This window comes from Micromonospora parva (assembly GCF_000718515.1).
Lineage (GTDB): Bacteria > Actinomycetota > Actinomycetes > Mycobacteriales > Micromonosporaceae > Micromonospora > Micromonospora parva.
The window spans coordinates 67,386-89,800 of sequence record NZ_JNZS01000020.1; the positions used below are offsets into that span (position 1 = coordinate 67,386).

Genomic DNA, 22,415 nt, shown 5'->3' on the forward strand with positions numbered 1-22,415 from the left:
ACCGTCATCGCCACCGCCTGCGCTGATTCTCGGCCTCACCGCAGGCGGTGCCGGCGTTCGGTGCTCCGATCTCTCGCGTAGGCGTCGGAGTGACCCCAACGGCCGGGGATGTCGAGCAGTTCCAGCCGGCCGAACCCCTCGGGCACCGCCGGGTCGACCAGCAGGTTGTCGCCGGTGGGCCGCAGGCCCAGCACGGTGGCGAGCAGCATCAGCAGGGACCCCGACGACCACGCCTGCGGGCGGCAGCTCGTCGCCAGTTGCACGGGGTAGGTCGTCAGGCTGCGCTCGTAGCCGGCGATCACCTCCGGCACCTCGCCACCGAGCGTCAGCGTCATGTCGAAGACGCCGGCGGCGATCCGGGCCGCCTGAGCGTCGAGGCGGTAGCGACGCAGCCCGGCGGCGATCACCGCGTTGTCCGACGGCCACACCGCGCCCAGGTGCGCGCCCACCGGGTTGTAGGTGCGCTGCCCGGTGGCGAACGTGCGTACCCCCCAACCGCTGAACAGTCGCGGCCCGACCAGGTGCTCGGCTACCGCCTCCGCGCGGTCGTCAGCGACGATCCCGCTCCAGAGCAGGTGCCCCATGTTGGACGCCAGCGCGTCGACCGGCTCTCCGTACGGGTCGAGCGCCAACGCGTAGTACCCCCGGTGTGGCAACCAGAAGTCCCGGTTGAAGCGCTCCTTCAGCGCTGCCGCCTCCCGTTCCAACCGGTCGGCGTACGCGAGGTCGCCCCAGAACTCGCGGGCCAGCCGGGCGCCTCGGCGCTTCGCGTCGTACGCGTAACCCTGCAACTCGCAGGTGGCGCGGGGGAAGGCGGGCTGTCGACCGTGGGCGTCGACGATCGCGTCCGGGGAGTTCTTCCAGCTCTGGTTGACCGCGCCGTAGCGCTCGTTGCGGCGCTGGTAGCGCACGTAGCCGTCGCCGGTCAGGTCGCCGTACTCGTCGATCCAGTCCAGCGCCATCCGGGCCGGGTGGCGCAGCTCGCGGACCAGGTCCGCGTCACCGGACCAGCGCTCGTACTCGTCGAGCAGGACGACGAAGAGCGGGGTGGTGTCGGCAGCGCCGTAGTACAACGCGCTCGTCCGTTCGCGGAACGCCCCCGTCTCGCCGTACCGCAGGTGGGCCAGGATCTTGCCGGGCTCCTCTTCCAGCCAGTCGTCGAGCTGACCGCCCTGCACGAGCGCCAGCATCCGCAGCGTCGACGGGGCCAGTTCGGGGGTGAACGCCATCGTCTGCAGGCAGGTGATGATGCTGTCCCGCCCGAACAGACCCATCGCCCACGGCAGACCACCGATCGGCACCCGCTCGCGGTACGAGAACGGCTGGTAGCGCAGCGCCGCCAGGTCCGCGAGGCTGCCCTGGTAGAGCTCTTCCAGGCCGGCGCGCTCGGCCACCAGTTGCGGCGCACGGTCCAGCCACCGGCTCAGGTCCTCGTCCATCCCCGTGCGCAGGGCGTGCTGGTGCGACTGCAGGTCGGCGCGGAGATCCCGGCCCTCCTCGCCGCCCATGGTCACTGTGACGTGCAGGTCGGTCTCCCACCTCCCCTCGGGTGGGATGCGGATCCGGAAGGTCATCCCCTGCTCGTCCACGTCGGCGGGGACGGTGCTGCACACCGTGGTCTCCCGGATGAACCGTTCCCGCTGGTAGCGCAGCACGAGCTGCTGACGCGCCGGGTCGGCGGCGACCTCGACGGCCCGCTGCCGCACCTGCCCGACCTCGACGATGTCGGTGAAGTCGCTGGCCATCTCCAGCCGGACGGTGTATTCGGCGGGCTGCGACGAGTGGTTGAGCACCGTGATGTTCTCGTGGAAACAGTCGTGAACCGAACGGTGCCTGATGATCGACACGTCGGCGTCGATGTAGTGGCTCGCCGTGCCGGGAACCAGGAAGAACCGGGTCTCGAAGTAGGTGAGGTCGTCCCGGGACAGGGCGTTGGTCCGTTCACCGTCGATCCGCAGCACCCAGTGCGACAGGAACCGGGTGTCGTACGCGAAGAGTCCGACCGGGAGCTGCGGGTCGGGCTCGATGTCGCCCTGGGCGTCGGTGATGGCGAAGATGTTGCCCGCGATGACGTGCACCAGTTCCTGCTTCACGGCCGACCACCCCGAGCGGTCGTCACGGCCCGGCCAGCAGACACGGCCCCGCCGGCCGGCGCGGTTCGGCCGGCAAGCGCGGCCCGGCCCAGCTCGCGCGGGTGACGGGCGCCGTCCGGCCCGGAGAAGATCCGCCGCAGCAGCATCAGCAGTTGCACGTTGCCGTGCACTGTCACCTCGTTGCGCAGCAGGCCCGCTCCGGGGTGCAACTCGCCGCGAACCATCCGGTCGAAGACCGCCCGGTCGAAGACCGCCCGGTCGGCCCGCACCACCAGCTCGGCGTCCTCGGCCGAACGGGTCACCTGGACGTGTTGGTCGGCGATGGTCAGGTACCAGTGGTCGGTGCTGCCGTCGTCACGGACATCCAACCGCAGCGTCCCCGCGGTGGTCTCCGGCAGGTCGGGTCGCCGACCGGTGTCCAGCTGTCGCAGGTACTGCTCCGCCGTCGCACCCATCAGATCCCCTCCCCACGGTTCCCCGCAGGATCACCCGCGCCCGGGTGAGGCCGGTTCACCCGGAACGGGTGAGGGTGCCCCGGGGTCGCGCCGGTGGCGGCCCGTTTGCCGCGCGACGAGGTGGGCAGGCCAGTGGTTCAGCCGACACAGACGGGAGCACCGGCATGCGTGCACTGCGGTTGCGGGAGTGGCAGTCGGAACCGGAGTTGGTCGAGGTCCCCGACCCGACGCCCGGGCCGGGTCAGGTGGTGGTCCGGATCGGCGGTGCCGGCGCGTGCCACTCCGACCTGCACCTGATGGACGAGTTCGAGCCGGGCACGGTGCCCTGGAACCCGCCGTTCACCCTCGGTCACGAGAACGCCGGCTGGGTGCACGCCCTCGGCGACGGGGTGACCGGGCTGTCCGTCGGGCAACCGGTCGCGGTGTTCGGGGCATGGGGTTGTGGCACCTGCGCACGCTGTCGGCTCGGGATCGACCCGTACTGCGAGAACCCTTCCGCCGCGCCGGTGCCGAGCGGAGGCGGTGGGCTCGGACTGGACGGCGGGATGGCCGAGTTCGAACTTGTCCCGCACGCGCGGCACGTCGTACCTCTACCGGAGGGTCTGGATCCGGTGCAAGCCGCACCGCTGACCGACGCGGGGCTCACCCCGTACCACGCCGTCCGGCGCTCCTGGCCGAAGCTGCCACCGGGCAGCACGGCCGTGGTGATCGGGGTCGGCGGGCTGGGGCACGTGGGCGTGCAGATCCTCAAGGCCACCACCGCCGCGCGGGTGATCGCCGTGGACACCCGGGCCGAGGCGCTGCGACTGGCCGAGGAGTGCGGCGCGGATCGCACGGTGACCTCCGGACCGACCGCCGCCGAGGAGATCCGGGATGCCACCGGAGGGCGGGGCGCCGACGTGGTGCTGGACTTCGTCGGCGCGGACAGCACCCTGGCGCTCGGCGTGGCGGCGGCCCGCACCGTGGGCGACCTGACCATCGTGGGGATCGGCGGCGGCACCGTGGGAGTGTCGTTCTTCTCCGTGCCGTACGAGCTGAGTATCGCCACCACCTACTGGGGCAGCCGACCCGAGCTGGTGGAGGTGCTCGACCTGGGCGCCCGGGGCCTGGTCCGGCCGAGCATCACCACCTTCGCGCTGGACGACGCCCTGGACGCGTACCGCCAGATGCGCGACGGGACCCTGGAGGGCCGGGCGGTGATCGTGCCGTGAGCCCGGCCGTCAGCCGGCCTCGAGCAGGCCACGCACGTAGGCGGCCTGGCCGACGTGTTGCAGGTCGTCCTCGACGACGCTGACCAACCGGACGCCGAGGGTGACCGGCGGATCCCACGCCTCGTCGACCACACGGTCCAGGTCCGCCGGGGCCAGACCGGCCAGGAAGTCCCCGGTACGCCCGGCGACCGCCCCGTAGTAGTCGATGAGCGCCTGCGCGCTCTCCGGCCTAACCGTCGCGACCTGGGCGGGCGAGTGCCCGTAGCCGGTGTTGTCGGGGTCGGCGGCGAGCCCGAACCGCCCCGCCCAGTCGCCGCTGGCCCAGATCTGGTCGGCGTCGAGGATCTCGGCGACATGATGGTCCTGCACCCGGGTGAGGTGCCAGACCAGCCAGCCGATCGAGTTGGCGCCCGGGGCGGGCTGGTGGCGCAGTTGCTCGGGGCTGAGGCCCTCGACCGCCGCGCGGACGAGGTCGGGCAGTCGGTCGTACGCCTCGGTCAGCAGGTCACTCACATTCACGTGCTGCGCCTTCCTGGTCGGTTGCGGATCAGGTACCGCCGGAGACGGGCGGGCAAACCTCGGCCGCTACGGTGATCAAATGGTCGCCGCGCTGGAGTTGTACCTGGACCCGGACGCCACCCGCCGGATCCGGGTGCTCTGGGACGCGCTGGAGGCCGAGGGCGTGCAGAGCATGCGCTCGCTGCTGGAGCAGCGCCACCGTCCACACGTCTCGCTCATGGTGGCGCCCCGGTTCGACCCGGAGCAGGTCGCCGAGGCGTTACAGGGGACGGTGGTGGCCGCCCCGTTGCGGCTCGAATTCCAGCACGCCGGCCAGTTCGTCGGTCGGGTGCTCTGGCTCGGTCCGACGCCCACCCCGGAGTTGCTGGCGCACCACCGGCTGGTGCACGACCGGCTCGCCGCCGCCGGCATCCCCCTCGCCGAGCACTACCAGCCGGGGCGCTGGGTGCCGCACTGCACGCTGTCCATGCGGGTGCCGAACACGCTGATGGCCGCCGCGGTGCGCCGCTGTCTGGAGGTGTTGCCGCTGGCCGCGACGGTGGTCGGCGCGGCGCTCACCGACCATGCCCGGGGCATCGCCCACCCGCTGCCTTGACCGTGACTCGACCGTCGCTGCGTAATGTCCGGTTTGGCAGGCGGCAGTCGGAAACCCGAAAACAAGCGGTGCGGAAGTGGCCGGGCGTGGGAAGGTTCGAGTGGCTGTCGTACCGGTGGTGGGCTGCTCACGGGCGGTCCCACCCGGCCGGTGGCGCGAATTCACCCCGCGCCGCCCACGGCGGCTTCGACGAGGAGAGGCAGGGCCCATGCAGGCTCAGCGCAGGCCACCGCGCACGGAGCGGAGCCAGACCCGGGACGACCGGACCGGCGGCGGAATGACCGGGGCAGCCACCCCCCTGACGATCTGGGCGGCCGCCGTACTGCTCGGCCGGATCGGTGCCGGCGACGACGACGTCGAGGACGAACGGCACATCCTGCGCGGCATCGAGTGAGCCGCGGCCAAGGGCTCAGAGCCAGCCGCGCCGCTTGAAGATCACATAGAGGGTGCCGCAGACCAGCAGCATCAACAGCAGCGCGAAGAGGTAACCGAAGCGCCAGTTCAGCTCCGGCATGTGGACGAAGTTCATGCCGTACACGGTGCCGATGAGCGTGGGAGCGAAGAGGATCGCCGCCCAGGAGGAAACCTTCTTCAGCTCCTCGTTCTGGCTGTAGCTGGCCGCCGTGAGACTGCGCATCTCCTCGTTCTGCTGCTGCGAGACGAGGGTCGCGTTGACGGTGAGGATGTTCTGCAACAGGTGCCGGAAACCGTCCACCCGCTCCACCACCTGGGTCAGGTGGTCGGTCACGTCGCGCAGGTAGCGGCGCAGCTCCTCGTCGGCGCTGGCGCTGCCCGCGCCGACGGCCAGCGCGTCGAGCACGCTGAGCAGGGGGCGGGCGGCCCGCTGGAACTGGATGACCTCGCGGCTGAGGCCGTAGATGCGGCGGCTGGCGTTCGGGTCGCCACCGAACACCTGGGTCTCGATCTCGTCGATGTCGTTCTCCAGCCCGGCCACCACCGGCGCGTACCCGTCGACGACCTGGTCCAGGATCGCGTACAGGACCGCCTCCGGGCCCCGGGCGAGCATCTGCGCCTCGGTCTCCATCCGCCGCCGCACCGCGGCCAGGTCCGGTGCCTCACCGTGGCGGACGGTGACCACGAAACCCGGCCCGATGAACAGGTGCAGCTCGGAGAACTCGACCTCCTCCCGCAGGTCGTCGTAGCGGGCGGCGCGCAGCACCACGAACAGGGTGTGGCCGTAGCGCTCCAGCTTGGGCCGCTGGTGGGCGTTGATCGCGTCCTCGACCGCCAGGTCGTGCAGCCGGAACTCGCGGGCCAGTGAGGTGATCTGCTCGATGTCGGGCCGGTACAACCCGATCCAGGCCATCGCGTCGTCCTGCTCCTGCAGGCAGCGGTACGTCTCGGCGAGGCCGGACGGCGAGGCGAACCGGTGCCCCCGGAGGTAGACCGCGCTGTCCACCAGGCCGTGGGAGGCTGCGGGCGACTCCGGGGGCGGCACCACGCCGACCCTCGTCTCGTACTCGTCGAGTTGACGGCCGAAGCCACCACCCGGGCGGAAACGACGGCCGACCATGCCCTGTCCCCTCCCCCGGTGCCGTCCGGTCCGGACCGGGAGGCTGCATCCCCGGTGCCCTGGGCCCGAAACCCGCCGGGGTGTCGGCTGGGTTCCGCGCACCGGCGGACGGCAGCGGCCCCATGGGCGGATACTCACGGTGACCGTGAGCGGGATGACGGGGGACGCGCCGGTGACGTTCGACAGACGCGCCGGCCGGTTGCGGGGGTGGCTGCTCGCCGGCTCGGACCAGGCCGTGCAGCACCCGGGACCGCACGGGCGCCCGCCGGAGCACCGGCACCACCCGTGGTGGAAGGTGATGTGCCTGACCGGTGTGGACTACTTCTCCACGCTGGGTTACCAGCCGGGCATCGCGGCGCTGGCCGCCGGGGCGCTCTCGCCGGTGGCGACGCTGGTGCTGGTGCTGGTGACGCTGCTGGGCGCGTTGCCGGTCTACCGGCGGGTGGCGGTGGAGAGCCCGCACGGTGAGGGTTCCATCGCGATGCTGGTCCGCCTGCTGAGCTACTGGCCGGGCAAGCTGCTGGTGCTGGTGCTGCTCGGTTTCGCGGCCACCGACTTCATCATCACCATCACCCTCTCGGCGGCCGACGCGACGGCGCACATCGACGAGAACCCCTTCTGGCCGAGTGCGCTCAAGGGGCACGAGGTGCTGGTCACACTGCTGCTCGTGTCGCTGCTGGGCGCGGTGTTCCTCAAGGGATTCACCGAGGCGATCGGGATCGCCGTCGTCCTGGTCGCGGTCTACCTGACGCTGAACGCGGTGGTGGTGGCCGACGCGCTGTGGCGGGTGGTGAGGCATCCGAGCGCGGTGGGCGACTGGACCACCGCGCTGACCACCGGGCACGGCGACCCGTGGTTGGTGGTCGGGCTGTCGCTGCTGGTCTTTCCGAAGCTGGCGTTGGGTCTGTCCGGCTTCGAGACCGGGGTGGCGGTGATGCCGAGCGTACGGGGTGACCCGCAGGATTCGGAGGCACGACCGCTGGGCCGGATCCGTGGCGCGCGCCGGCTGCTCACCACCGCAGCGGTGATCATGAGCGTTTTTCTGATCACCAGCAGCGTGACGACAACGGTGCTGATCCCGCCGGACGCCTTCCAGCCGGGCGGGCCGGCGAACGGGCGGGCGCTGGCCTATCTGGCACACGCTCACCTCGGCGAGGTGTTCGGCACCATCTACGACCTGTCCACCATCGGGATCCTCTGGTTCGCCGGGGCGTCGGCGATGGCTGGTCTGCTCAACCTCGTGCCGCGCTACCTGCCCCGCTACGGCATGGCGCCGACCTGGGCGCGAGCCGTCCGGCCGCTGGTGCTGGTCTTCACCTCGGTGGCGTTCCTGATCACGATCGTCTTCGAGGCCAGCGTGGACGCGCAGGGCGGCGCGTACGCCACCGGGGTGCTGGTGTTGATCACCTCGGCCGCGACGGCGGTGACGCTCGCGGCGCTGCGGCAGCGTCAGCGCGGTCGCACCATCGCGTTCGGCGTCATCGCGGTGATCTTCGTCTACACGACGCTGGCGAACGTGGTGGAACGCCCCAGTGGCGTCAAGATCGCCGCTTGTTTCATCGGCGGGATCATCCTGGTGTCGGTGTTGTCCCGGCTGATGCGGGCCTACGAGCTGCGCGTCGATCACGTCGAACTGGATCCGGCCGCGGCCCGGATCATCGACGAACGCGCCGGCCGGCGGATCCGCCTCATCGCGCACGAACCCGACCGGCGCGACGAGGCGGAGTACCGCGCCAAGCTCGCCCAGACCATGGCGGACAACGACTTCCCCGACGACAGCGACGTCATCTTCGTCGAGGTCGAGGTCACCGACCCGTCCGACTTCGAGACCGAGGTGCTGGTCCGCGGCAGCGTCGTCGACGGCCGCTTCCCGGTGCTCAGCCTGGCCAGTTCGTCGGTGCCCACCGCGCTGGCCGCCCTGCTGCTGGAGATCCGCGACCGCAGCCGTCGGCGGCCCCACATCTACTTCGAGTGGTCCGAGGGCGGCCCGGTTCGCAACTTCCTGCGCTACCTGGCGTTCGGGCAGGGCGCGATCGCCTCGGTGACCCGGGAGATCCTGCGCCGCCAGGAACCCGACCCACACCGTCGACCGCACGTGCACGCCGGCTGACCTGGGCGCGGACGGCTCGTCGCGCACGGTGAGCGTGGTCATACCGACTGGACGCGGCACCCGTTGGTGCTGCTAGCCTCGGCGCAGGTCATGAGCGCCAGCGCGAAGCCCCGGCTCGCTGGCCGGCAACCCTCCTCCGCGGTGGGGTGCCCCGGGTGAAGACCAGGCACCGGCACGACGTCGGTGCAAGCGTGGCCTGGCACCCAGGTCAGCACAGACCCGGGAGAACCATGCGCATCCTCAGCACCACCCCACCGACTGACGTCGCGGACCTCCGCACCGGTCGACCCTCGCCCGCACTGACCCGGCGACGGCACGTGGACACGATGCGAATGTGCAGCGCCGCCTGTCGTCGCGGCACCGCGCTCTAGCACCACCCTCCCGAAACCCCTTTCCACCGGTACGCCCATCGGGCGCGCCGTCGGTGGCGCGCACCCACGCCCGCCGAGACACCACCCTTCGGAGACACCAGTGCGATTCCTTCCCGCAGTGACCCGTGCCGCCGCCCTGGGGGCGGCGACGATCCTGGCCGCCACCGCCCTCACCGCCTGCGGCGACGACAGCTCGTCCGACGCCACCACCAACCCGTACGGCCTGGCCCAGCCGGGCGTGCTGCGCGCCGGCACGCTGACCGACGCCCCGCCGAACGTGTACCTCAAGGACGGCAGGTTCACCGGCTTCGACAACGACCTGCTGACCGCCGTGGCCGGCAAGCTCGGCCTCACTGTGGAGTTCGTCGGCACCGACTTCTCCGCGCTGCTCAGCCAGGTCAACAACCGCAAGTTCGACGTTGGCAGCTCCTCGATCACCATCACCGAGGCCCGCAAGAAGACAGTCGACTTCGGCAACGGCTACGACTTCGGCTACTTCGGCCTGGACGTCCCGGCCGGCTCGCCGATCACCAACTTCGACCAGCTCACCGGCAAGCGGGTGGTGGTGGTGCAGGGCACGGTCCAGGACGACTACGCCACCGGCAAGCAGCTGAACCCGGTGCGGGTGCCGGACTACAACGGTGCGATCAACCAGCTCAAGGCGGGCACCGCCGACGCGTGGATCGCCCCGGCGGAGATCGGCGAGAAGTCGGCCGCCGACAGCAACGGCAAGATCACCGTGGCGGCCAAGCAGCTCAGCCCGGCACCGACCGCGTACGCCGTGGCCAAGGGCAACGACAAGCTGCGCGAGGCGCTGAACAAGAGCCTCGACGAGGTCATCGCCGATGGCACCTGGACCCGGTTGCAGGCGCAGTACTACCCGGGCCGGCCGATCCCGGCGGACTTCAAGCCGGGCAGCGGCGCGGTCACTGTGGCGCCGTCGGCGTCCGCGTCGGCGGCGTCCTGAACCGGTGACGAGCGAGCGGGGCGGTAGGAGAGGCGACACATGGATCCGTTGAGCACCCTGTGGGAAACGTTCTTCGACTGGGACTCGATGCGCGAGGCGCTGCCCGAGATGCTGACCGTCGGGTTGCCCAACACGCTGATCCTGGCGGTCTCCGCCGCTCTGCTCGGCTCGGTGCTGGGCCTGCTGCTGGCCGTCGCGGGGATCTCCCGCAGCCGCTGGTTGCGATGGCCGGCGCGGGTCTACACCGACGTGTTCCGGGGGCTGCCGGCCGCCGCGACGATCCTGCTGATCGGCGTCGGGTTGGCCCCGCTGGGCATGCAGGTCTGGGGACCGGACCCCTACCCGTTGGGCATCCTGGCGCTGTCGCTCATCGCTGCCGCGTACATCGGGGAGATCTTCCGCTCGGGCATCCAGTCGGTGGAGGCCGCCCAGTTGGAGGGCGCCCGGGCGCTCGGTTTCTCCTGGGCCGACGCGATGCGGCTGGTGATCGTCCCGCAGGGCATCCGGCGGGTGCTGCCGGCCTGGGTGAACCAGCTCATCGCGCTGATCAAGGACTCCAGCCTGGTCTACTTCCTCGGTCTGGTGGCCAGCCAGCGGGAGCTGTTCCGGATCGGGCAGGACTACGCGGCCACCACCGGTAACGAGTCGGCGCTGCTGCTGGCGGGCCTGTGCTACCTGGCGTTGACCGTTCCGTTGACGCACGTCGTCAACTGGATCGACCGCCGGCTGCGCAACGGTCGGCCGGCCACCGCGCCGACAGACGAGGACGACGACACCGCGCCGTACGCGATGGAAGGGGATCGGCGATGACCGCCGCCAGCACGACCTCGGTCAGCCTCGACGTACGCGACGTGCACCTCGCCTTCGGACCGAACCGGGTGCTGCGTGGCGTCGACCTGTCGGTGCCGCGTGGCGCGACGGCCTGTGTCATCGGCCCGTCCGGGTCGGGCAAGTCCACACTGCTGCGCACCATCAACCGGCTGATCGAACCGGACCGGGGCGACGTGCTGCTGGACGGGCGCAGCGTGCGGGGCGACGACCCGGACGCGCTGCGGCAGCGGGTGGGCATGGTGTTCCAGCAGTTCAACCTCTTCCCGCACATGAGCGTGCTGCGCAACGTCACGCTGGCGCTGCGCCGACTGCGCAAGCTCGGTGAGGACGAGGCGGACGCGCTCGCCCGCGCCCAGTTGGAGCTGGTGGGGCTTGCCGGCAAGGCGAACTCCCGACCGGCGCAACTCTCCGGTGGTCAGCAGCAACGGGTAGCGATCGCCCGTGCGCTGGCGCTGCGGCCCGAGGTGATGCTCTTTGACGAGGCGACCTCGGCGCTCGACCCGGAGCTGGTCAAGGGTGTGCTCGGGGTGATGGCCGACCTGTCCGCCGCCGGAATGACCATGGTGGTGGTGACCCACGAGATGGGCTTCGCCCGGCAGGTCGCCGACACCGTCGCCTTCATGGACCGGGGTGTGGTGCTGGAGGCCGGCCCGCCCGAGGCCGTCTTCGAGCGGGCCGAACATCCGCGGCTGCGCCGGTTCCTCGACCAGGTGCTCTGAGCCGCGCGGGCGCGCGGTGGCCGACGGTCACTCGTTGGGTTCGCGCCCCAGCAGCCGGATCTCCTCGTTGTCCAGCGCGGACTGGAGTTCCTGCAACACCAGGTCGTCGATTTCCCGGTTGTCGCGCAGTCGGGTGACCTCCCGCCTCTTGTGCGCGAGGACGCCGAGGCGCAGTTGCCGTTCCAGCCGGCGCTCATCGGCGATGGTCCCACCGCCCTCGTTGAGGTCCTCCAGGTGCCGCTGGTACTCGGCCTCCAGCCGACGCACCGAATCACCCTGGACACCGATCTCCGCGGCGACCTGCGGGAGGGCGGCCAGGCCCGCCTCGGCGGCCCGCCGCCGGGCGTGCCGGGCCTCGTCGACGCGTCCCGGGTCGCCGCTGAGCCCGGCCCAGCGCACCACCAGCGGCAGGGTGGTGCCCTGCAGGAGCATGATCAGCACGATCACCAGCGCGGTGACGAAGATGATCAGGTCGCGTTCGACAACCGGCCGGCCATCCACAGTCATCGTCGGGACGGCCAGGGCGGCGGCGAGCGACACCGCACCCCGGAAACCGGCCCAGCCCCCGACGGTCCCCACCCGCCAGCCGGAGGGACCTCGACCGACGTCGTCCACCATCCGGCGGCGGCGCAGTCGCGCCGACTGCGCTGTGACATAGATGAAGAGCAGCCGGGTGGCCACGACGACCACCGTGACCACCAGCGCGATCAGCAGCGCCCGCTGCGGCGACGTGCTGGTGATGCCCCGCACCGCGCGGGGAATCTGCGTGCCGAGCAGGACGAACAGGCCACCGTTGATCAGGAAGGTGGACAGGTCCCAGAACGCGAACGCCAGCACCCGGGACCGGGCGCGGATCACCCGCGGGCCGGCGTAGGACAGCACCAGGCCGGCGACCACCACCGCCAACACACCGCTGGCATGCACCGAGTCGGCGAGCAGGAAGGCGCCGAACGGGGTCAGCACGCTGAGCGCGCCCTCGCGCAGCGGATCGTCGAGCCGTTTGCGGACCAGCACCACGGCGGCCCCCACCAGCAGACCGGCGACCACACCGCCGACGCTGGCGCCGACGAACTCCTCGCCGACGCCGAGCACGCCCGGCTCGGCGCTCTGGCTGAGCAGACCCACTGCCACCGCGAAGACCACCAGCGCGGTGCCGTCGTTGATCAGGCTCTCCGCGTGCAGGGTGGTGAGCAGCTTGCGGGGCAACCGCTTGGCCAGACCGGTGACCGCGGCGGCGTCGGTCGGCGCGAGGACCGCGCCGAGCACCCAGGCAGCGGCGGGGTTCACCCCGAACGCCTGCGCGGCGTACGACACGGTGACCATGGTGAGCACCACCAGCACCACGGCGAGCATCCCGATCACCGGCAGGTTGGCGCGGATCTCGCGCAGGCTGATGGTGAGGCTCTCCCGGTACAGGATCGCCGGCAGGAAGATCAGCAGGACCAGATCCGGTTCCAGGGTGACCTCGGACAGCGGCGGCGTGAACCCGAGCAGCACGCCCAACGCGATGAGCAGGACCGGCGGGGCCACCCGGTACCGACCGCCGACGGTGGTACCGACGAGCACTGTGACACCGAGCACCACGATCAGGACGAGCGCCTCCACGCCTACCCCCTCGGACCATGGCCGACGGCGGACGCGCCGGTGGCTCCATCTGACCGCACCGGTCGGTGCGTTCCGGCGGAAACCGGCAAGTTGTGGTGGTCGCGGGTGCGGATCAGGCCCCGGCACGGGCGCGGGCGGTCACCGCACCGGCCGTACGACGGTGTTCGGCCGCCTCCTCGTCCCGGCCCAGGGCGGCGGCCAGGTCGGCGAGGTGCCCGGCCACCGGTCCGACGGTGAGCACCCCGCTGCCCGCTGCCAACTCACCGGCGGCCGGCAGCAGTTCGGCGTGAACCCGGGTCATCGTGGCCCGGTCGCCGAGCACGCGCGCCGCCCGACCGACGAGGCAGAGCCGTACCTCCCGCAGCAGGTCGTGCGGTCCCTCGGGAAGGGCCCGCAGGGCGGCCGCGGCGGCGTCCCGTTCACCGGCGGCGAGCAGCAGCAGTGGTCGGACCCACGGTTCGTGCGGACCCCAGTCCAGGTCCGCCCCGTCGTCAGCGCCGGTGATCAGCCGGTCCGCACCGCCGGGCCCGGTGGCCGGCCAGTCGGTGCCGATGGTGTCGGCAAGCCGCAGGCCGAGCAGTGCCAACGGGAGCAGGCCCCGGGTCAGCCCCGGCATGCCCTCGGCGCTCGTGCGGTCGGCTGCCGAGGCGTACGCCCGCGCTGCCGCCGCCGAGTCGCCGTCGAGCGCCAGCCGCAGTGCGGCGTACCACCTGGTGAAGACGCCGACCAATGGCAGCTCGTACCGCTCGGCGAGATCGTCGGCGGCGCGCGCGTGGGTATCCGCGCCGGGCCGGTCGGCCAGCGCGCAGCTGGCCTGGACCAGGACGAGGTGACCGAGCACCTCGAAGGTCACCAGCTGGTGCCGGACGGCCAGGTCGACCAGGTCGACGCCGATCCGGGCCCGCGCGCCGGCCAGACCGACGCGGTGAAAGGAGTGCATGAAGCGGGCGTTGAGCGCGAAGGCCACCAGCCCCGGATCGCCGACGCTGCGGGCGATCGCCTCGGCCTCGTCGGCGGCACGGCGGCCACGATCGGTGGTGGTGCCGCGCAGTTCCAGCGCGAGGGTGCTCAGCAGCCGGCTGCGCTGCGCCGAGCGGACCGGGCCGAGCGCTGTCAGCGCGTGTTCGGCGGCCCGGACGATGTGCCCGGAGAGCACGTCGTCGTCGTTGCGCGTCCAACTGGCGGGCACGTCGAAGCCGGCCAGCGCCTCCTGGATCAGCTGGGGGTCGCCGGTGGACTCGGCGGCGGCGATCGCCTCGGCGCGCCGTCGCCGCGCGTCGGCCAACCGGCCCGTCACCGCCAGCGCCCGCCCCAGGCCGAGCAGCGCGGTCACCCGCCCGCCCGGCTCGACCCCACCGGCGCGGTCGTACGCGTCGATCGCCTGACCCCACAGCCGAGCCGCCTCATGGGGGTTGCCGCCCCGTTCGGCCCGCTCGGCCGCCACCCGGGCGTACCTCGACGCCTCAGCGGCCGCGACCGGCCCACCGGCGCGCAGCAGGTGGTACGCGAGGGCCGCCGGTTCGACGGGTTCCCGCTGTCGCAGCACCTCGGCGACGGCAGCGTGCCAGGCGCAGCGGCGCGACGCGGACAGGTCGGCGTAGAGCGTGTCGCGAACCAGGATGTGGGTGAAACGCAGCCGCCCGTCGGGCTCCCGCTCGCTGAGGAATCCGGCTGCCAGGGCGCGGTCCACGGCGTCCAGCACCGCCGCCGGGTCACCGGCCAGCACGCCCAGCACGTCCGGGTCGAGGTCCCGGCCGAGCACTGCCGCCTGGCGCAGCACGGTACGGGTCGGGGCGGGCAGCTGCGCCAACCGGTGCCGGATCACGTCGCGTACGCCGGGCGGCACGGCGGCCAGCCCCGACTCCCCGGCGGCCGCGTACAACTGGGCCAGTTCGCGGACGAAGAAGGGGTTACCGCCGCTGCGGTTGTGGATCGACCGGGCGGTGGCCTGGTCCAGTTCCGCACCGACGATGGCGCCGGCCAGCTCACCGGTCGCCGACGCGGGCAGGCCGGCGAGGTACTCCCGGACCGGCTCCAGCCCGGCGGCGCGGGCCAGGGTGGCGGTCAGCTCCGGGCTGATCTCGGTGGCCCGGTAGGTGCCGAGGATCAGCACCGGCCCGCTGGCCGGTTGCGGGCCGGTGAGCAGCGCGGTCAACAGGTCCAGGGTGTCACCGTCGGCGCGGTGCAGATCATCGAGGACCAGGAGGACCGGCGCTCGGTCGGCGACCGCCGTGAGCAGCGACGCCACCGCGCGGTGCCGGCGGAACCGCACCGTGGCGGGGTCGGCCGGTTCCGTCGGGTCGTCTTCCGGGTCGGCGGTGACGACGGGGGCGTTCGGCCCGGCGAGCGCGTCGGTGATCTGGGTCCAGGGCCACGCCGGCGGGGCGCCCTCGTACTCCGGGCTGCGTCCCCACGCCGTGGTCCAGCCCTGGGCGGCGAGTTGCCGGGTCACCGCCTCGGCCAGCGCCGTCTTGCCGGCGCCCGGGTCGCCGCTGAGCAGGGCGAGTGTGGGCTGGTGGCCCCGGGACGCGGCGTCGGCGGCGCGCCGCAGCCGCTCCAGCTCGGCGTCGCGGCCGACGAACGGGCGCTGCCCGGCCGCGACGGGGCGAGCCGGCTCGCCGAGGCCGGGGGCGACCGGCCGGTCGACCGGTGGGGTGAGGTGCGGGGCCTGGGCCAGGATGTCGGCTTCCAGTTGTCGCAGCTCGGGCCCCGGGTCCACGCCCAGCTCGGTCACCAGGACGTGGCGGGCCTCCCGCAGCGCGGCCAGCGCGTCGCCCTGCCGGCCGGCGCGGTAGCGGGCCACGGCGAGCAGCCGCCAGGCGTCCTCGCGCAGCGGATAGCTGGCCAGGTGTGCCGGTAGGTCGGCGGCGGCCTCGTCCGGTCGGCCCACCGCCAGCAGCGCCTCCGCCCGCCGCTCGACGGCGAGCATCCGCAGCTCGTTCAGCCGGTTGATCTCCGCGACCGCCCAGGACTCGTTGGCGCAGTCGGCGTACGCGGGCCCGCGCCAGAGGTCGAGCGCCGCATCCAGCGCGGCCACGGCCGGTGTGGGACGGCCGGCCGCCAGCAGGTCCGCCGCCTCGCCGACGGCGGCCTCGAATCGTCCGGCGTCCACCGCGTCCGGGGCGACCTTCAGCACGTACCCGGGTGGTTCGGTGACCAGGATCCGGGGCGGCTGCCGGGGTGGTCGATCGGGCTCCAGGGCCCGGCGCAGGTCGGCGACGAACGTCCGGATGGCGCCCACCGCGCCGTCCGGTGCGACCTCCCACAGGTCGTCGACGAGGCGCTCCACCGGCACCACCCGGCCGTGGGCGATCAACAGCCGGCCCAGCACCAGGCGCTGCCGGTGGCCCCGCAACGGGACCGGGCCGTGCTCGGTCGCGGCGATCACCGGCCCGAGTACGCCGAAGGTCACCGCGACGGGCGCCGTCAGCTGCCTGGTCATGGCACCACAGTAGGCGGGCGGCCCGGCCGGCACTGATCGGACGCTGACCGGCTGCTGATCACCGGCGGGCAGGCTCGACGAGGTACGACGGCGACGGGCCACCGCCCCCGCCGGCACTGCTCACCAGGAAGATTTCCCGTGGACCCCAGGATCAACGGATTCGACTACCGCCGCGTCACCGTCGCCGACGGGGTGACGCTCAACGCCGCCGTGGGCGGCTCCGGGCCGGCGGTCGTGCTGTTGCACGGCTTTCCGCAGACCCACCTCATGTGGCGGCACGTCGCGGCCGACCTGGCCGCCGACCACACTGTCATCTGCCCCGACCTGCGCGGCTACGGCGACAGCGACAAGCCGCTCGACACCGACGGCACCGGGTACGCCAAGCGCACCATGGCCGCCGACATCGTGGCGCTGGCCGGCGCGCTCGGTCACGACCGGTTCGCGTTGGCCGGGCACGACCGGGGTGCCCTGGTCGCGTTCCGGGCCGGCCTCGACCACCCGGCGGCTGTCAGCCAGCTGGCCCTGCTCGACGTGCTACCCACCCTGGACATGTGGGACGTGCTGCACGGCACCAGCGCCGGTGTCGCGTTCCACCTGTACCTGATGGCGCAGCCGCCCGGCCTGCCCGAGAAGCTGATCGCCGGCAGCCCGGACGCCTTCTTCGGTCACTTCCTGGACATCTGGACCCGTGACCCGGAGGCCCTTCCGGCGCACGTGCGGGCCGCGTACCTGCGGGCGTCCCGCGAGGCGGTCCCCTCGATCGTCGCCGACTACCGGGCGTCGGCCGGGATCGACGTGGCGCACGACTCCGCTGACCGGGCGGCCGGCAACCAGCTGCGGATGCCGGTGACGGTGCTCCAGCAGGACTGGGGCGCGGCGCTGGGCTACGACGCGGCGGCGGTGTGGCGGGCCTGGGCGCCGGACCTGGAGCACCAGACGGTCAGCTGCGGACACTTCATGGCGGAGGAGGCCCCGGCCGAGGTGCTCCGGGCGGTGCGCGCCCTGCTTGCGCGTTGACCGATCGGCGACCCAGTCACCCCACTGTCACCCTCGGTAAGATATCCGACACCGACCGTCGGCGAGGTGGTGGAACGACCGGGTCGCCGCCTGCCGCGCACATGCCGTCCAGAGGCCTCTGAAATGCGCCCTGACCTGCGGTAATACGACGTTACGCCAGGTGGACGACAACCGGTCATCGGTGCTACACAGGCAGATAACGGCAGCCAACGACGTCTGGTCGCTCCGTACTTCTCGCCCAACGACCGTCAGCAGGCAACGCACCACTGGGGGCCTCGCCGCACGGATCGCCGCTCGACAGCGCGACCCACCCAACGGCACTGGTCCGCCGGCCACTGCCGGACGTCGGTCCTGGACCAAGGAGTTGCCGTGGGAAACCTCCGTATCCGATCCCGCCACCAGCCGTACGAGATCGCTGTCCTGGCCGCGGCGCCGCTGTGCGGCGTGCTGATGCTGACCCTCAACGTCCGTCCGACATCAGTTCAGACGTCCATGCCGGCACCGATCCAGGTCGCCTGGGAACTGGGGCTGATCGCGGTGGGCGTGGGTGGGCTACTGGGCATCGTGTGGCCCGGCCGGCTCTCCACCGGGCTCGGCCTCGAACTCGCGTCGGTGCTGGTGCTCGGCACGATCACCGGCATGTACGCGGTTGCCGTACTGGTGATGTCCGGCCGGAACTCCCTCGTCGCGATCTCGTTCGTGATGGCGGTGACTGTGGGATCGCTCTGGCGGGCCGCACAGATCGCCATCGACCTGCGTCGCCTGGCCCGCGCCTGCGAACTCGTCACCTACGAACAGTTGCGGACAGGTGTCACGTGAACAGCTCACCCCCACCGGCGGCACCGCACTGGGTGCAGGTGGCGCTCAGCGTGCTCGGCATCCTCGGCGGCGGCACCGGCCTGGCCGCGATCGCCGCCGTTGTGGTGCAGCGGGGCAAGTTCAAGGCCGATGCCGCCGACACCCTCACCGAGGCCGCCCTCACCCTCGTGCAGCCGTTGCAGACCCGGATCACCCAGTTGGAGGGCGAGGCGCTCAGCGCCCGGTCCGAGCTGGGCACGCTCCGCGAGCAGGTCAACCAGTTGCAGTTCGTGGTCCGGGTGCTCACCCGGACGCTGGACCGCTGGCGTGCCGCCATTCGTGCCCCGGACGCCACGCTGCGGAAGGTCCGCGCGACGGTGGCGGAGTCCGACCGGATCCCCGAGATGGACCGTTGACGCCGACGCGGCCCAGCGCCGCCCTCGCGCCCGGCGCAGCTCAGCGCCGTCGGCGTCCGGCGCAGCTCAGCCCGCGGCTCGCAGGCGTGCGATGAGGTCGTTCACCGCGGCCCGGAAGTCGGGGTCGGTTTCCCCCGGATGATGCCCCCGTAGCACTGGCGCAGACCGCTCCCCCGGTGCCGGCAGCAGGTCCGTCGGGTCCCGCAACCGCCGGTCGACGTGACTCGCCGGATCGGCCGGGTCCGCAGGCGGATCGCCGGGCCGGTGTGCGGCGAAGACCCACCCGCCGACCGGGTCGGTGTCCCGCCAGAGGTTGAGCCACCGCCAGCCGACCCGCTCCCCCACCTCACGAAGCATCTCCTCGTTGAAGTAGGCCGGAAAGAGCCGGGCGTACAGGCGGTCCAGCGGTGACCCGTAGGTGAGCAGGGCGACCCGTTGACCTACCTGCGGGGGCAGCCGCAGCACCGCGAGCGCGAGCAGCGCGGACCCGTGGCTGTGCCCACAGAGCAGCACCCCGACGTGACGCTCGGCGAGCTGGCTGATCCGGTCGGCCAACTCCGGCACCGCGCGGTCGGCGTAGCTCGGCGGCGCGAACGGGTGCGCGGCCCGGGGCCAGAAGGTGCCCAGGTCCCACAGGATGCCGACGTGCCGACGGAACCAGTTGGTCCGAAAGGCGAACACACCGCCGGCCAACAGCGTGAACGCCAACGCGGCGATGAGGTAGCTGCTCCCGTTGAGCCCCATCTCGATCACTCCGGCCGGCAGCCCGAGAAACCGCCGCGCCAACTCCTCCGGATCACGCCCGGTGCCCCCCACCAGACTCGTGGTCAGGCCGATCACCCCGAGCGCCGCGTACGTGACGGCCAGCAGACCCCACCACTCGGTGAACCGGGCCCGGGCGACGGTCTTCGTCGTCAACCGCAGCCGACCGACCGCCTCCGGCGCTACGTCCGGGAAGTCGCGGGCGGTGATGGCCGCCGCCGCCCGCAGCCGACGCCGCCGGGACACGACTGTCATCACGGCACACAGCAGCGCCGCCGCGACGAAGTGCAGGAAGAAGGCCAGCAGCGTCCAGCGGTACGGCAACGGTGGCCCCCCGTCACCGCGGTAGCCGCCGAGCAACTCCCCGCTCTGGTAGACGAGGTCGGCGGAGAGCCCACCGGCCAGGCCGACCGCGATGGTGGCGAGGACGGCCGCCCCCAGACCGGCGGGCAGCGCGGACCGGCCGCCCACCCGACCGTGGTGCCCCAGCACCACCGCGCTGAGCAGCACCAGCAGGGCCATCTGGCCGAGCAGTGCCCCACCCGCGATTCCGCCGTAGCCGGGCAGCCCGGTCGCCGGCGCCCAACCCCGCGGGTCCGCCGCCACGACGGCCAGGGTCGCCGCGCACAGGCCGGCCGCCGTGCGGGCGGTCCAGCTGGCCGTTCGCATGGTCGCCGGCCGGTCGATCACTCCCGGAGCGGCGAGCAGCCCGACGCAGGCCAGCAGCACCGCCGCGTTGAGCGCCAGCAGCAGCGTCGTCCCGAACGTCGCGCCGCCGACGCGGCGGGCCGTGAGCAGCACGAGGTCGAGTACGGCGAGCGCGGCGGCGACATGGATCGCGCGCAGCCGGCGCACCAGCGGCTCCATCGCCCACAGTGGATGATCGGTCGGGCCGGACCAGCGGGTACCCAGTAGGCGCAGGAGCACCACCGCCGCGATCGGCAGGAGCGCCAACACGGCCAGCCGCTCCCCGACGTGCCGGCCGTCGAGTCCGGCCATCGTGTCGAAGGGCGGGCGGCACCGGGCCGCGCCGAGACAGCGCCAGGCGATCAGGTCGAGGGCGACCCCGGCGACGGACACCACGTACAACACGGTGAGGTTGAGCGCGAGGAGCCGACACAGCACGTCGACCCCGGCCGCGCGGTGGCGGCCCGTGGGTCGCATCCACACCGCCACGTTGCCGAGCATGAACGGCAGCAGGAAGACCATGGCGAGGGTCCGGCCGACGGTGCCGGAGGGCAGGTCACCCCAGCGGTACGCCTCCAGCGTCACCCCGCCCGGTTCGGCGTCGTCCGATCGGGCGTCGCGGTGGAAGCCCCCGCTGTCGTCGCCGGCGACCTGCCGGACCTGCGGCCGGTCGAGGATGACAGTGGGGTCGCCCCCGGACACGCCGTGCACCCGCAACTCCACCACGTCGGGTCGTCGCGGCTGGTCGCCGTGCTGTCGTCCCTGCTCGGTCATCGGGGCCGCTGTCCGTGTCGCAGCTGGTCGGGCACGCCACTCTCACCGGATCGCCGGATGAACCGCCACAGCCCCGGCATCGCGTCGAACATCACCCAGAGCAGCAGGGCGACGATCAGCGGGGCCCGGTCCGAGTCTTCCCGCCGGAGCAGCAGCCGTCCCGGAAGCCTGCCCGCCATCGCCACCCTTCCCCGGCCGCAGCTGCCACCGCCGCCCCAGTCGTACCACCCGGACGGCCGGGCCTGGGCGGGTTCCGCCGAGCCCGGGCGTCGCGGTCAACGGCCGGTGCCGCGCCGCGCGATCAGGTCGGACGCCACGCTCCAGAGCCGCTCGGCGTTGCCGGGGTCGACGGCGTAGCCGGCCACGCCGCTGTAGTCGGCCGGCCGTTCGCTGACGATCGGGGCCTCGGCGCAGTCCTCGAAGTAGCGACCCCCGACCCCGTCCAGCAGCGGGGAGGCCGCGAGCAGCACCGAGGTCGCCGCGCCCTGTTGCGGGGTCTTCTGCCGTTCCTTGGGCGTACGCAGGCCGCCGGTGTGCTTCTGCAGACCGGTGGCGATGGCGCCCGGGTTGAGCGCGTTGGCGTGGATGCCCTCGCCCGCCCAGCGGCGGGTGACTTCCACGGCGAGCAGCGCCTCGGCGCTCTTGGACTGCCCGTAGGCCAGCAGCGGGTCGTACGGCCGGAACGCGAAGTGCAGGTCGTCGAAGATCACCGGGGAGAAGAGATTGCCGCTGGAGCTGACCGACACCACCCGGGCGCCGCCGGCCGCGGCGAGGGCGTCGTGCAGGCCGACGGTCAACGCGAAGTGCCCCATGAAGTTGGTGGCGAACTGCATCTCCCAGCCCTCGGCGGTGCGCTCCAGCTCGGGCAACGCCATGATCCCGGCGTTGTTGACAAGGATGTGCAGTGGCTGGTCCCAGCCGGCGACGAACTGGCGTACCGAATCCTGGTCTGCCAGGTCCAGCGCGCGGACGGTGACCCGCTGCGCGCCGATGCTGGCCGCGATGTCGGCGGCGGCCTGCTCACCCGCCGCGACCCGGCGGACCGCGAGCACGACGTCGGCGCCGGCGGCGGCGAGCGAACGCGCCGTCTCGACGCCGATTCCGGCGGCGCCGCCGGTGATCACGGCCCGCTTGCCGGTCAGGTCGACCCCGGCGAGGACCTCGTCGGCGGTCGAGGCGAAACCGAAGGGGGTGGTGATGGGCTCTGTCATTGCTGTCCCGTCTCTCGATCACGCTTACCCCGACACTGTCACCCCATGGGCCGGGGCTAGCCGGTTCCCTGTTTTTCCTGGTAGTGACAGGACCAGTCTGGGCGGCCGGTGGCTGCTCCTACGATGGGCGGGTGAGCACGGCCGGCCCGCTCGGCGAATATCTGCGTGCCCGGCGCGAGCTGATCGGGCCGGGTGACGTCGGGTTGCCGGGCAGCCCGTCGGCGCGGTCACTCGCCCGGCTGGCCCGCAGGGTCGGCAGGGCGGCGGACCGGGGCGCGTCGCGCTGACCCGAACCGGC

General features: G+C 72.5%; 20 protein-coding genes and 1 riboswitch. Of the genes, 11 read left to right on the top strand and 9 right to left on the bottom strand.

Going from position 1 to position 22,415, the window contains the following annotated elements; all coding sequences use genetic code 11:
• Positions 1-35 precede the first annotated feature (35 nt).
• Together IF22_RS0124555 and IF22_RS0124560 are read right to left on the bottom strand one after the other, a co-directional pair.
• A complete protein-coding gene (locus IF22_RS0124555) occupies positions 36-2,093 on the bottom strand; it encodes an amylo-alpha-1,6-glucosidase (protein ID WP_030335878.1) in 2,058 nt (685 codons plus the stop codon).
• Positions 2,090-2,548 (bottom strand): SCP2 sterol-binding domain-containing protein, encoded by a 459-nt coding sequence (locus IF22_RS0124560; protein WP_030335880.1) that lies wholly within the window; start codon positions 2,546-2,548, stop codon positions 2,090-2,092. The genes IF22_RS0124555 and IF22_RS0124560 overlap by 4 nt, the downstream gene beginning before the upstream one ends.
• A gap of 164 nt (positions 2,549-2,712) precedes the next feature.
• On the opposite strand from IF22_RS0124560, the gene IF22_RS0124565 reads away from it, so the two are divergent.
• Positions 2,713-3,759, top strand: a complete 1,047-nt coding sequence (locus IF22_RS0124565; protein ID WP_030335882.1) for an NAD(P)-dependent alcohol dehydrogenase — start codon at positions 2,713-2,715, stop codon at positions 3,757-3,759.
• 9 nt (positions 3,760-3,768) lie between these two features.
• Here IF22_RS0124565 and IF22_RS0124570 read toward each other — a convergent pair whose 3' ends face one another.
• The gene (locus IF22_RS0124570; protein ID WP_030335884.1) at positions 3,769-4,278 is read right to left on the bottom strand and encodes a mycothiol transferase; all 510 of its coding nucleotides are present in this window, start codon (positions 4,276-4,278) and stop codon (positions 3,769-3,771) included.
• A 79-nt stretch (positions 4,279-4,357) separates the two neighbouring features.
• Here IF22_RS0124570 and IF22_RS0124575 point away from each other — a divergent pair, with 79 nt between their 5' ends.
• A complete protein-coding gene (locus tag IF22_RS0124575; RefSeq protein WP_030335886.1) occupies positions 4,358-4,873 on the top strand; it encodes a 2'-5' RNA ligase family protein in 516 nt (171 codons plus the stop codon).
• A 208-nt stretch (positions 4,874-5,081) separates the two neighbouring features.
• Complete coding sequence (locus IF22_RS35175) at positions 5,082-5,267, top strand: hypothetical protein (RefSeq protein ID WP_091401337.1); 186 nt, start codon at positions 5,082-5,084, stop codon at positions 5,265-5,267.
• Positions 5,268-5,282: 15 nt separating this feature from the next.
• Here the strand turns inward: IF22_RS35175 and corA are convergent, their stop codons facing one another.
• The gene (gene corA, locus IF22_RS0124585) at positions 5,283-6,407 is read right to left on the bottom strand and encodes a magnesium/cobalt transporter CorA (protein ID WP_030335888.1); all 1,125 of its coding nucleotides are present in this window, start codon (positions 6,405-6,407) and stop codon (positions 5,283-5,285) included.
• Between the two features lie 154 nt (positions 6,408-6,561).
• Here corA and IF22_RS0124590 point away from each other — a divergent pair, with 154 nt between their 5' ends.
• The 4 genes from IF22_RS0124590 (at position 6,562) to IF22_RS0124605 (ending at position 11,405) form a co-directional block, all read left to right on the top strand.
• Positions 6,562-8,517 carry a hypothetical protein gene (locus IF22_RS0124590; RefSeq protein WP_051708762.1) on the top strand — a complete coding sequence of 652 codons (1,956 nt, stop codon included), beginning with the start codon at positions 6,562-6,564 and terminating at the stop codon, positions 8,515-8,517.
• A gap of 86 nt (positions 8,518-8,603) precedes the next feature.
• Positions 8,604-8,715: riboswitch (SAM riboswitch) on the top strand.
• Between the two features lie 273 nt (positions 8,716-8,988).
• Positions 8,989-9,855 carry an ABC transporter substrate-binding protein gene (locus IF22_RS0124595; protein WP_030335891.1) on the top strand — a complete coding sequence of 289 codons (867 nt, stop codon included), beginning with the start codon at positions 8,989-8,991 and terminating at the stop codon, positions 9,853-9,855.
• A 39-nt stretch (positions 9,856-9,894) separates the two neighbouring features.
• Entirely contained in the window at positions 9,895-10,665 is a 771-nt protein-coding gene (locus tag IF22_RS0124600) for an amino acid ABC transporter permease (protein WP_030335893.1), read from the top strand.
• A complete protein-coding gene (locus IF22_RS0124605; protein ID WP_030335896.1) occupies positions 10,662-11,405 on the top strand; it encodes an amino acid ABC transporter ATP-binding protein in 744 nt (247 codons plus the stop codon). Before IF22_RS0124600 ends, IF22_RS0124605 begins: the two co-directional genes overlap by 4 nt.
• Positions 11,406-11,432: 27 nt before the next feature.
• On the opposite strand, the gene IF22_RS0124610 is transcribed toward IF22_RS0124605, so the two are convergent.
• Both IF22_RS0124610 and IF22_RS0124620 read right to left on the bottom strand, forming a co-directional pair.
• Positions 11,433-13,010 (bottom strand): Na+/H+ antiporter, encoded by a 1,578-nt coding sequence (locus tag IF22_RS0124610; protein WP_030335898.1) that lies wholly within the window; start codon positions 13,008-13,010, stop codon positions 11,433-11,435.
• 112 nt (positions 13,011-13,122) lie between these two features.
• Entirely contained in the window at positions 13,123-16,452 is a 3,330-nt protein-coding gene (locus tag IF22_RS0124620) for an ATP-binding protein (RefSeq protein ID WP_030335900.1), read from the bottom strand.
• 138 nt (positions 16,453-16,590) lie between these two features.
• On the opposite strand from IF22_RS0124620, the gene IF22_RS0124625 reads away from it, so the two are divergent.
• The 3 genes from IF22_RS0124625 to IF22_RS0124635 all read left to right on the top strand — a co-directional run bounded on the left by IF22_RS0124625 (position 16,591) and on the right by IF22_RS0124635 (position 18,683).
• Positions 16,591-17,469 carry an alpha/beta fold hydrolase gene (locus IF22_RS0124625; protein ID WP_030335902.1) on the top strand — a complete coding sequence of 293 codons (879 nt, stop codon included), beginning with the start codon at positions 16,591-16,593 and terminating at the stop codon, positions 17,467-17,469.
• 369 nt (positions 17,470-17,838) lie between these two features.
• Positions 17,839-18,288, top strand: coding sequence for a hypothetical protein (locus IF22_RS0124630; RefSeq protein WP_156057840.1), 450 nt, complete (start codon positions 17,839-17,841; stop codon positions 18,286-18,288).
• Positions 18,285-18,683, top strand: a complete 399-nt coding sequence (locus IF22_RS0124635; protein ID WP_030335905.1) for a hypothetical protein — start codon at positions 18,285-18,287, stop codon at positions 18,681-18,683. The genes IF22_RS0124630 and IF22_RS0124635 overlap by 4 nt, the downstream gene beginning before the upstream one ends.
• 66 nt (positions 18,684-18,749) lie before the next feature.
• On the opposite strand, the gene IF22_RS0124640 is transcribed toward IF22_RS0124635, so the two are convergent.
• From IF22_RS0124640 to IF22_RS0124650, 3 genes are all read right to left on the bottom strand, one after another.
• Positions 18,750-20,906 carry a hypothetical protein gene (locus IF22_RS0124640; protein WP_051708763.1) on the bottom strand — a complete coding sequence of 719 codons (2,157 nt, stop codon included), beginning with the start codon at positions 20,904-20,906 and terminating at the stop codon, positions 18,750-18,752.
• Entirely contained in the window at positions 20,903-21,085 is a 183-nt protein-coding gene (locus IF22_RS0124645; protein WP_030335909.1) for a hypothetical protein, read from the bottom strand. The genes IF22_RS0124640 and IF22_RS0124645 overlap by 4 nt, the downstream gene beginning before the upstream one ends.
• A 96-nt stretch (positions 21,086-21,181) precedes the next feature.
• Positions 21,182-22,117 (bottom strand): SDR family NAD(P)-dependent oxidoreductase, encoded by a 936-nt coding sequence (locus tag IF22_RS0124650; protein ID WP_030335911.1) that lies wholly within the window; start codon positions 22,115-22,117, stop codon positions 21,182-21,184.
• A 131-nt stretch (positions 22,118-22,248) separates the two neighbouring features.
• Between IF22_RS0124650 and IF22_RS35180 the strand changes: the two genes are divergently transcribed.
• Positions 22,249-22,404 carry a hypothetical protein gene (locus IF22_RS35180; protein WP_156057843.1) on the top strand — a complete coding sequence of 52 codons (156 nt, stop codon included), beginning with the start codon at positions 22,249-22,251 and terminating at the stop codon, positions 22,402-22,404.
• Positions 22,405-22,415 lie beyond the last annotated feature (11 nt).

Coding starts and splice junctions, on each gene's coding strand:
- IF22_RS0124650 (WP_030335911.1), bottom strand. CDS start 22,117: ATGACAGAGCCCATCACCACCCCCTTCGGTTTCGCCTCGACCGCCGAC.
- IF22_RS0124565 (WP_030335882.1), top strand. CDS start 2,713: ATGCGTGCACTGCGGTTGCGGGAGTGGCAGTCGGAACCGGAGTTGGTC.
- IF22_RS35175 (WP_091401337.1), top strand. CDS start 5,082: ATGCAGGCTCAGCGCAGGCCACCGCGCACGGAGCGGAGCCAGACCCGG.
- IF22_RS0124640 (WP_051708763.1), bottom strand. CDS start 20,906: ATGACCGAGCAGGGACGACAGCACGGCGACCAGCCGCGACGACCCGAC.
- IF22_RS0124590 (WP_051708762.1), top strand. CDS start 6,562: ATGACGGGGGACGCGCCGGTGACGTTCGACAGACGCGCCGGCCGGTTG.
- IF22_RS0124575 (WP_030335886.1), top strand. CDS start 4,358: ATGGTCGCCGCGCTGGAGTTGTACCTGGACCCGGACGCCACCCGCCGG.
- corA (WP_030335888.1), bottom strand. CDS start 6,407: ATGGTCGGCCGTCGTTTCCGCCCGGGTGGTGGCTTCGGCCGTCAACTC.
- IF22_RS0124560 (WP_030335880.1), bottom strand. CDS start 2,548: ATGGGTGCGACGGCGGAGCAGTACCTGCGACAGCTGGACACCGGTCGG.
- IF22_RS0124620 (WP_030335900.1), bottom strand. CDS start 16,452: ATGACCAGGCAGCTGACGGCGCCCGTCGCGGTGACCTTCGGCGTACTC.
- IF22_RS0124645 (WP_030335909.1), bottom strand. CDS start 21,085: ATGGCGGGCAGGCTTCCGGGACGGCTGCTGCTCCGGCGGGAAGACTCG.
- IF22_RS0124605 (WP_030335896.1), top strand. CDS start 10,662: ATGACCGCCGCCAGCACGACCTCGGTCAGCCTCGACGTACGCGACGTG.
- IF22_RS0124600 (WP_030335893.1), top strand. CDS start 9,895: ATGGATCCGTTGAGCACCCTGTGGGAAACGTTCTTCGACTGGGACTCG.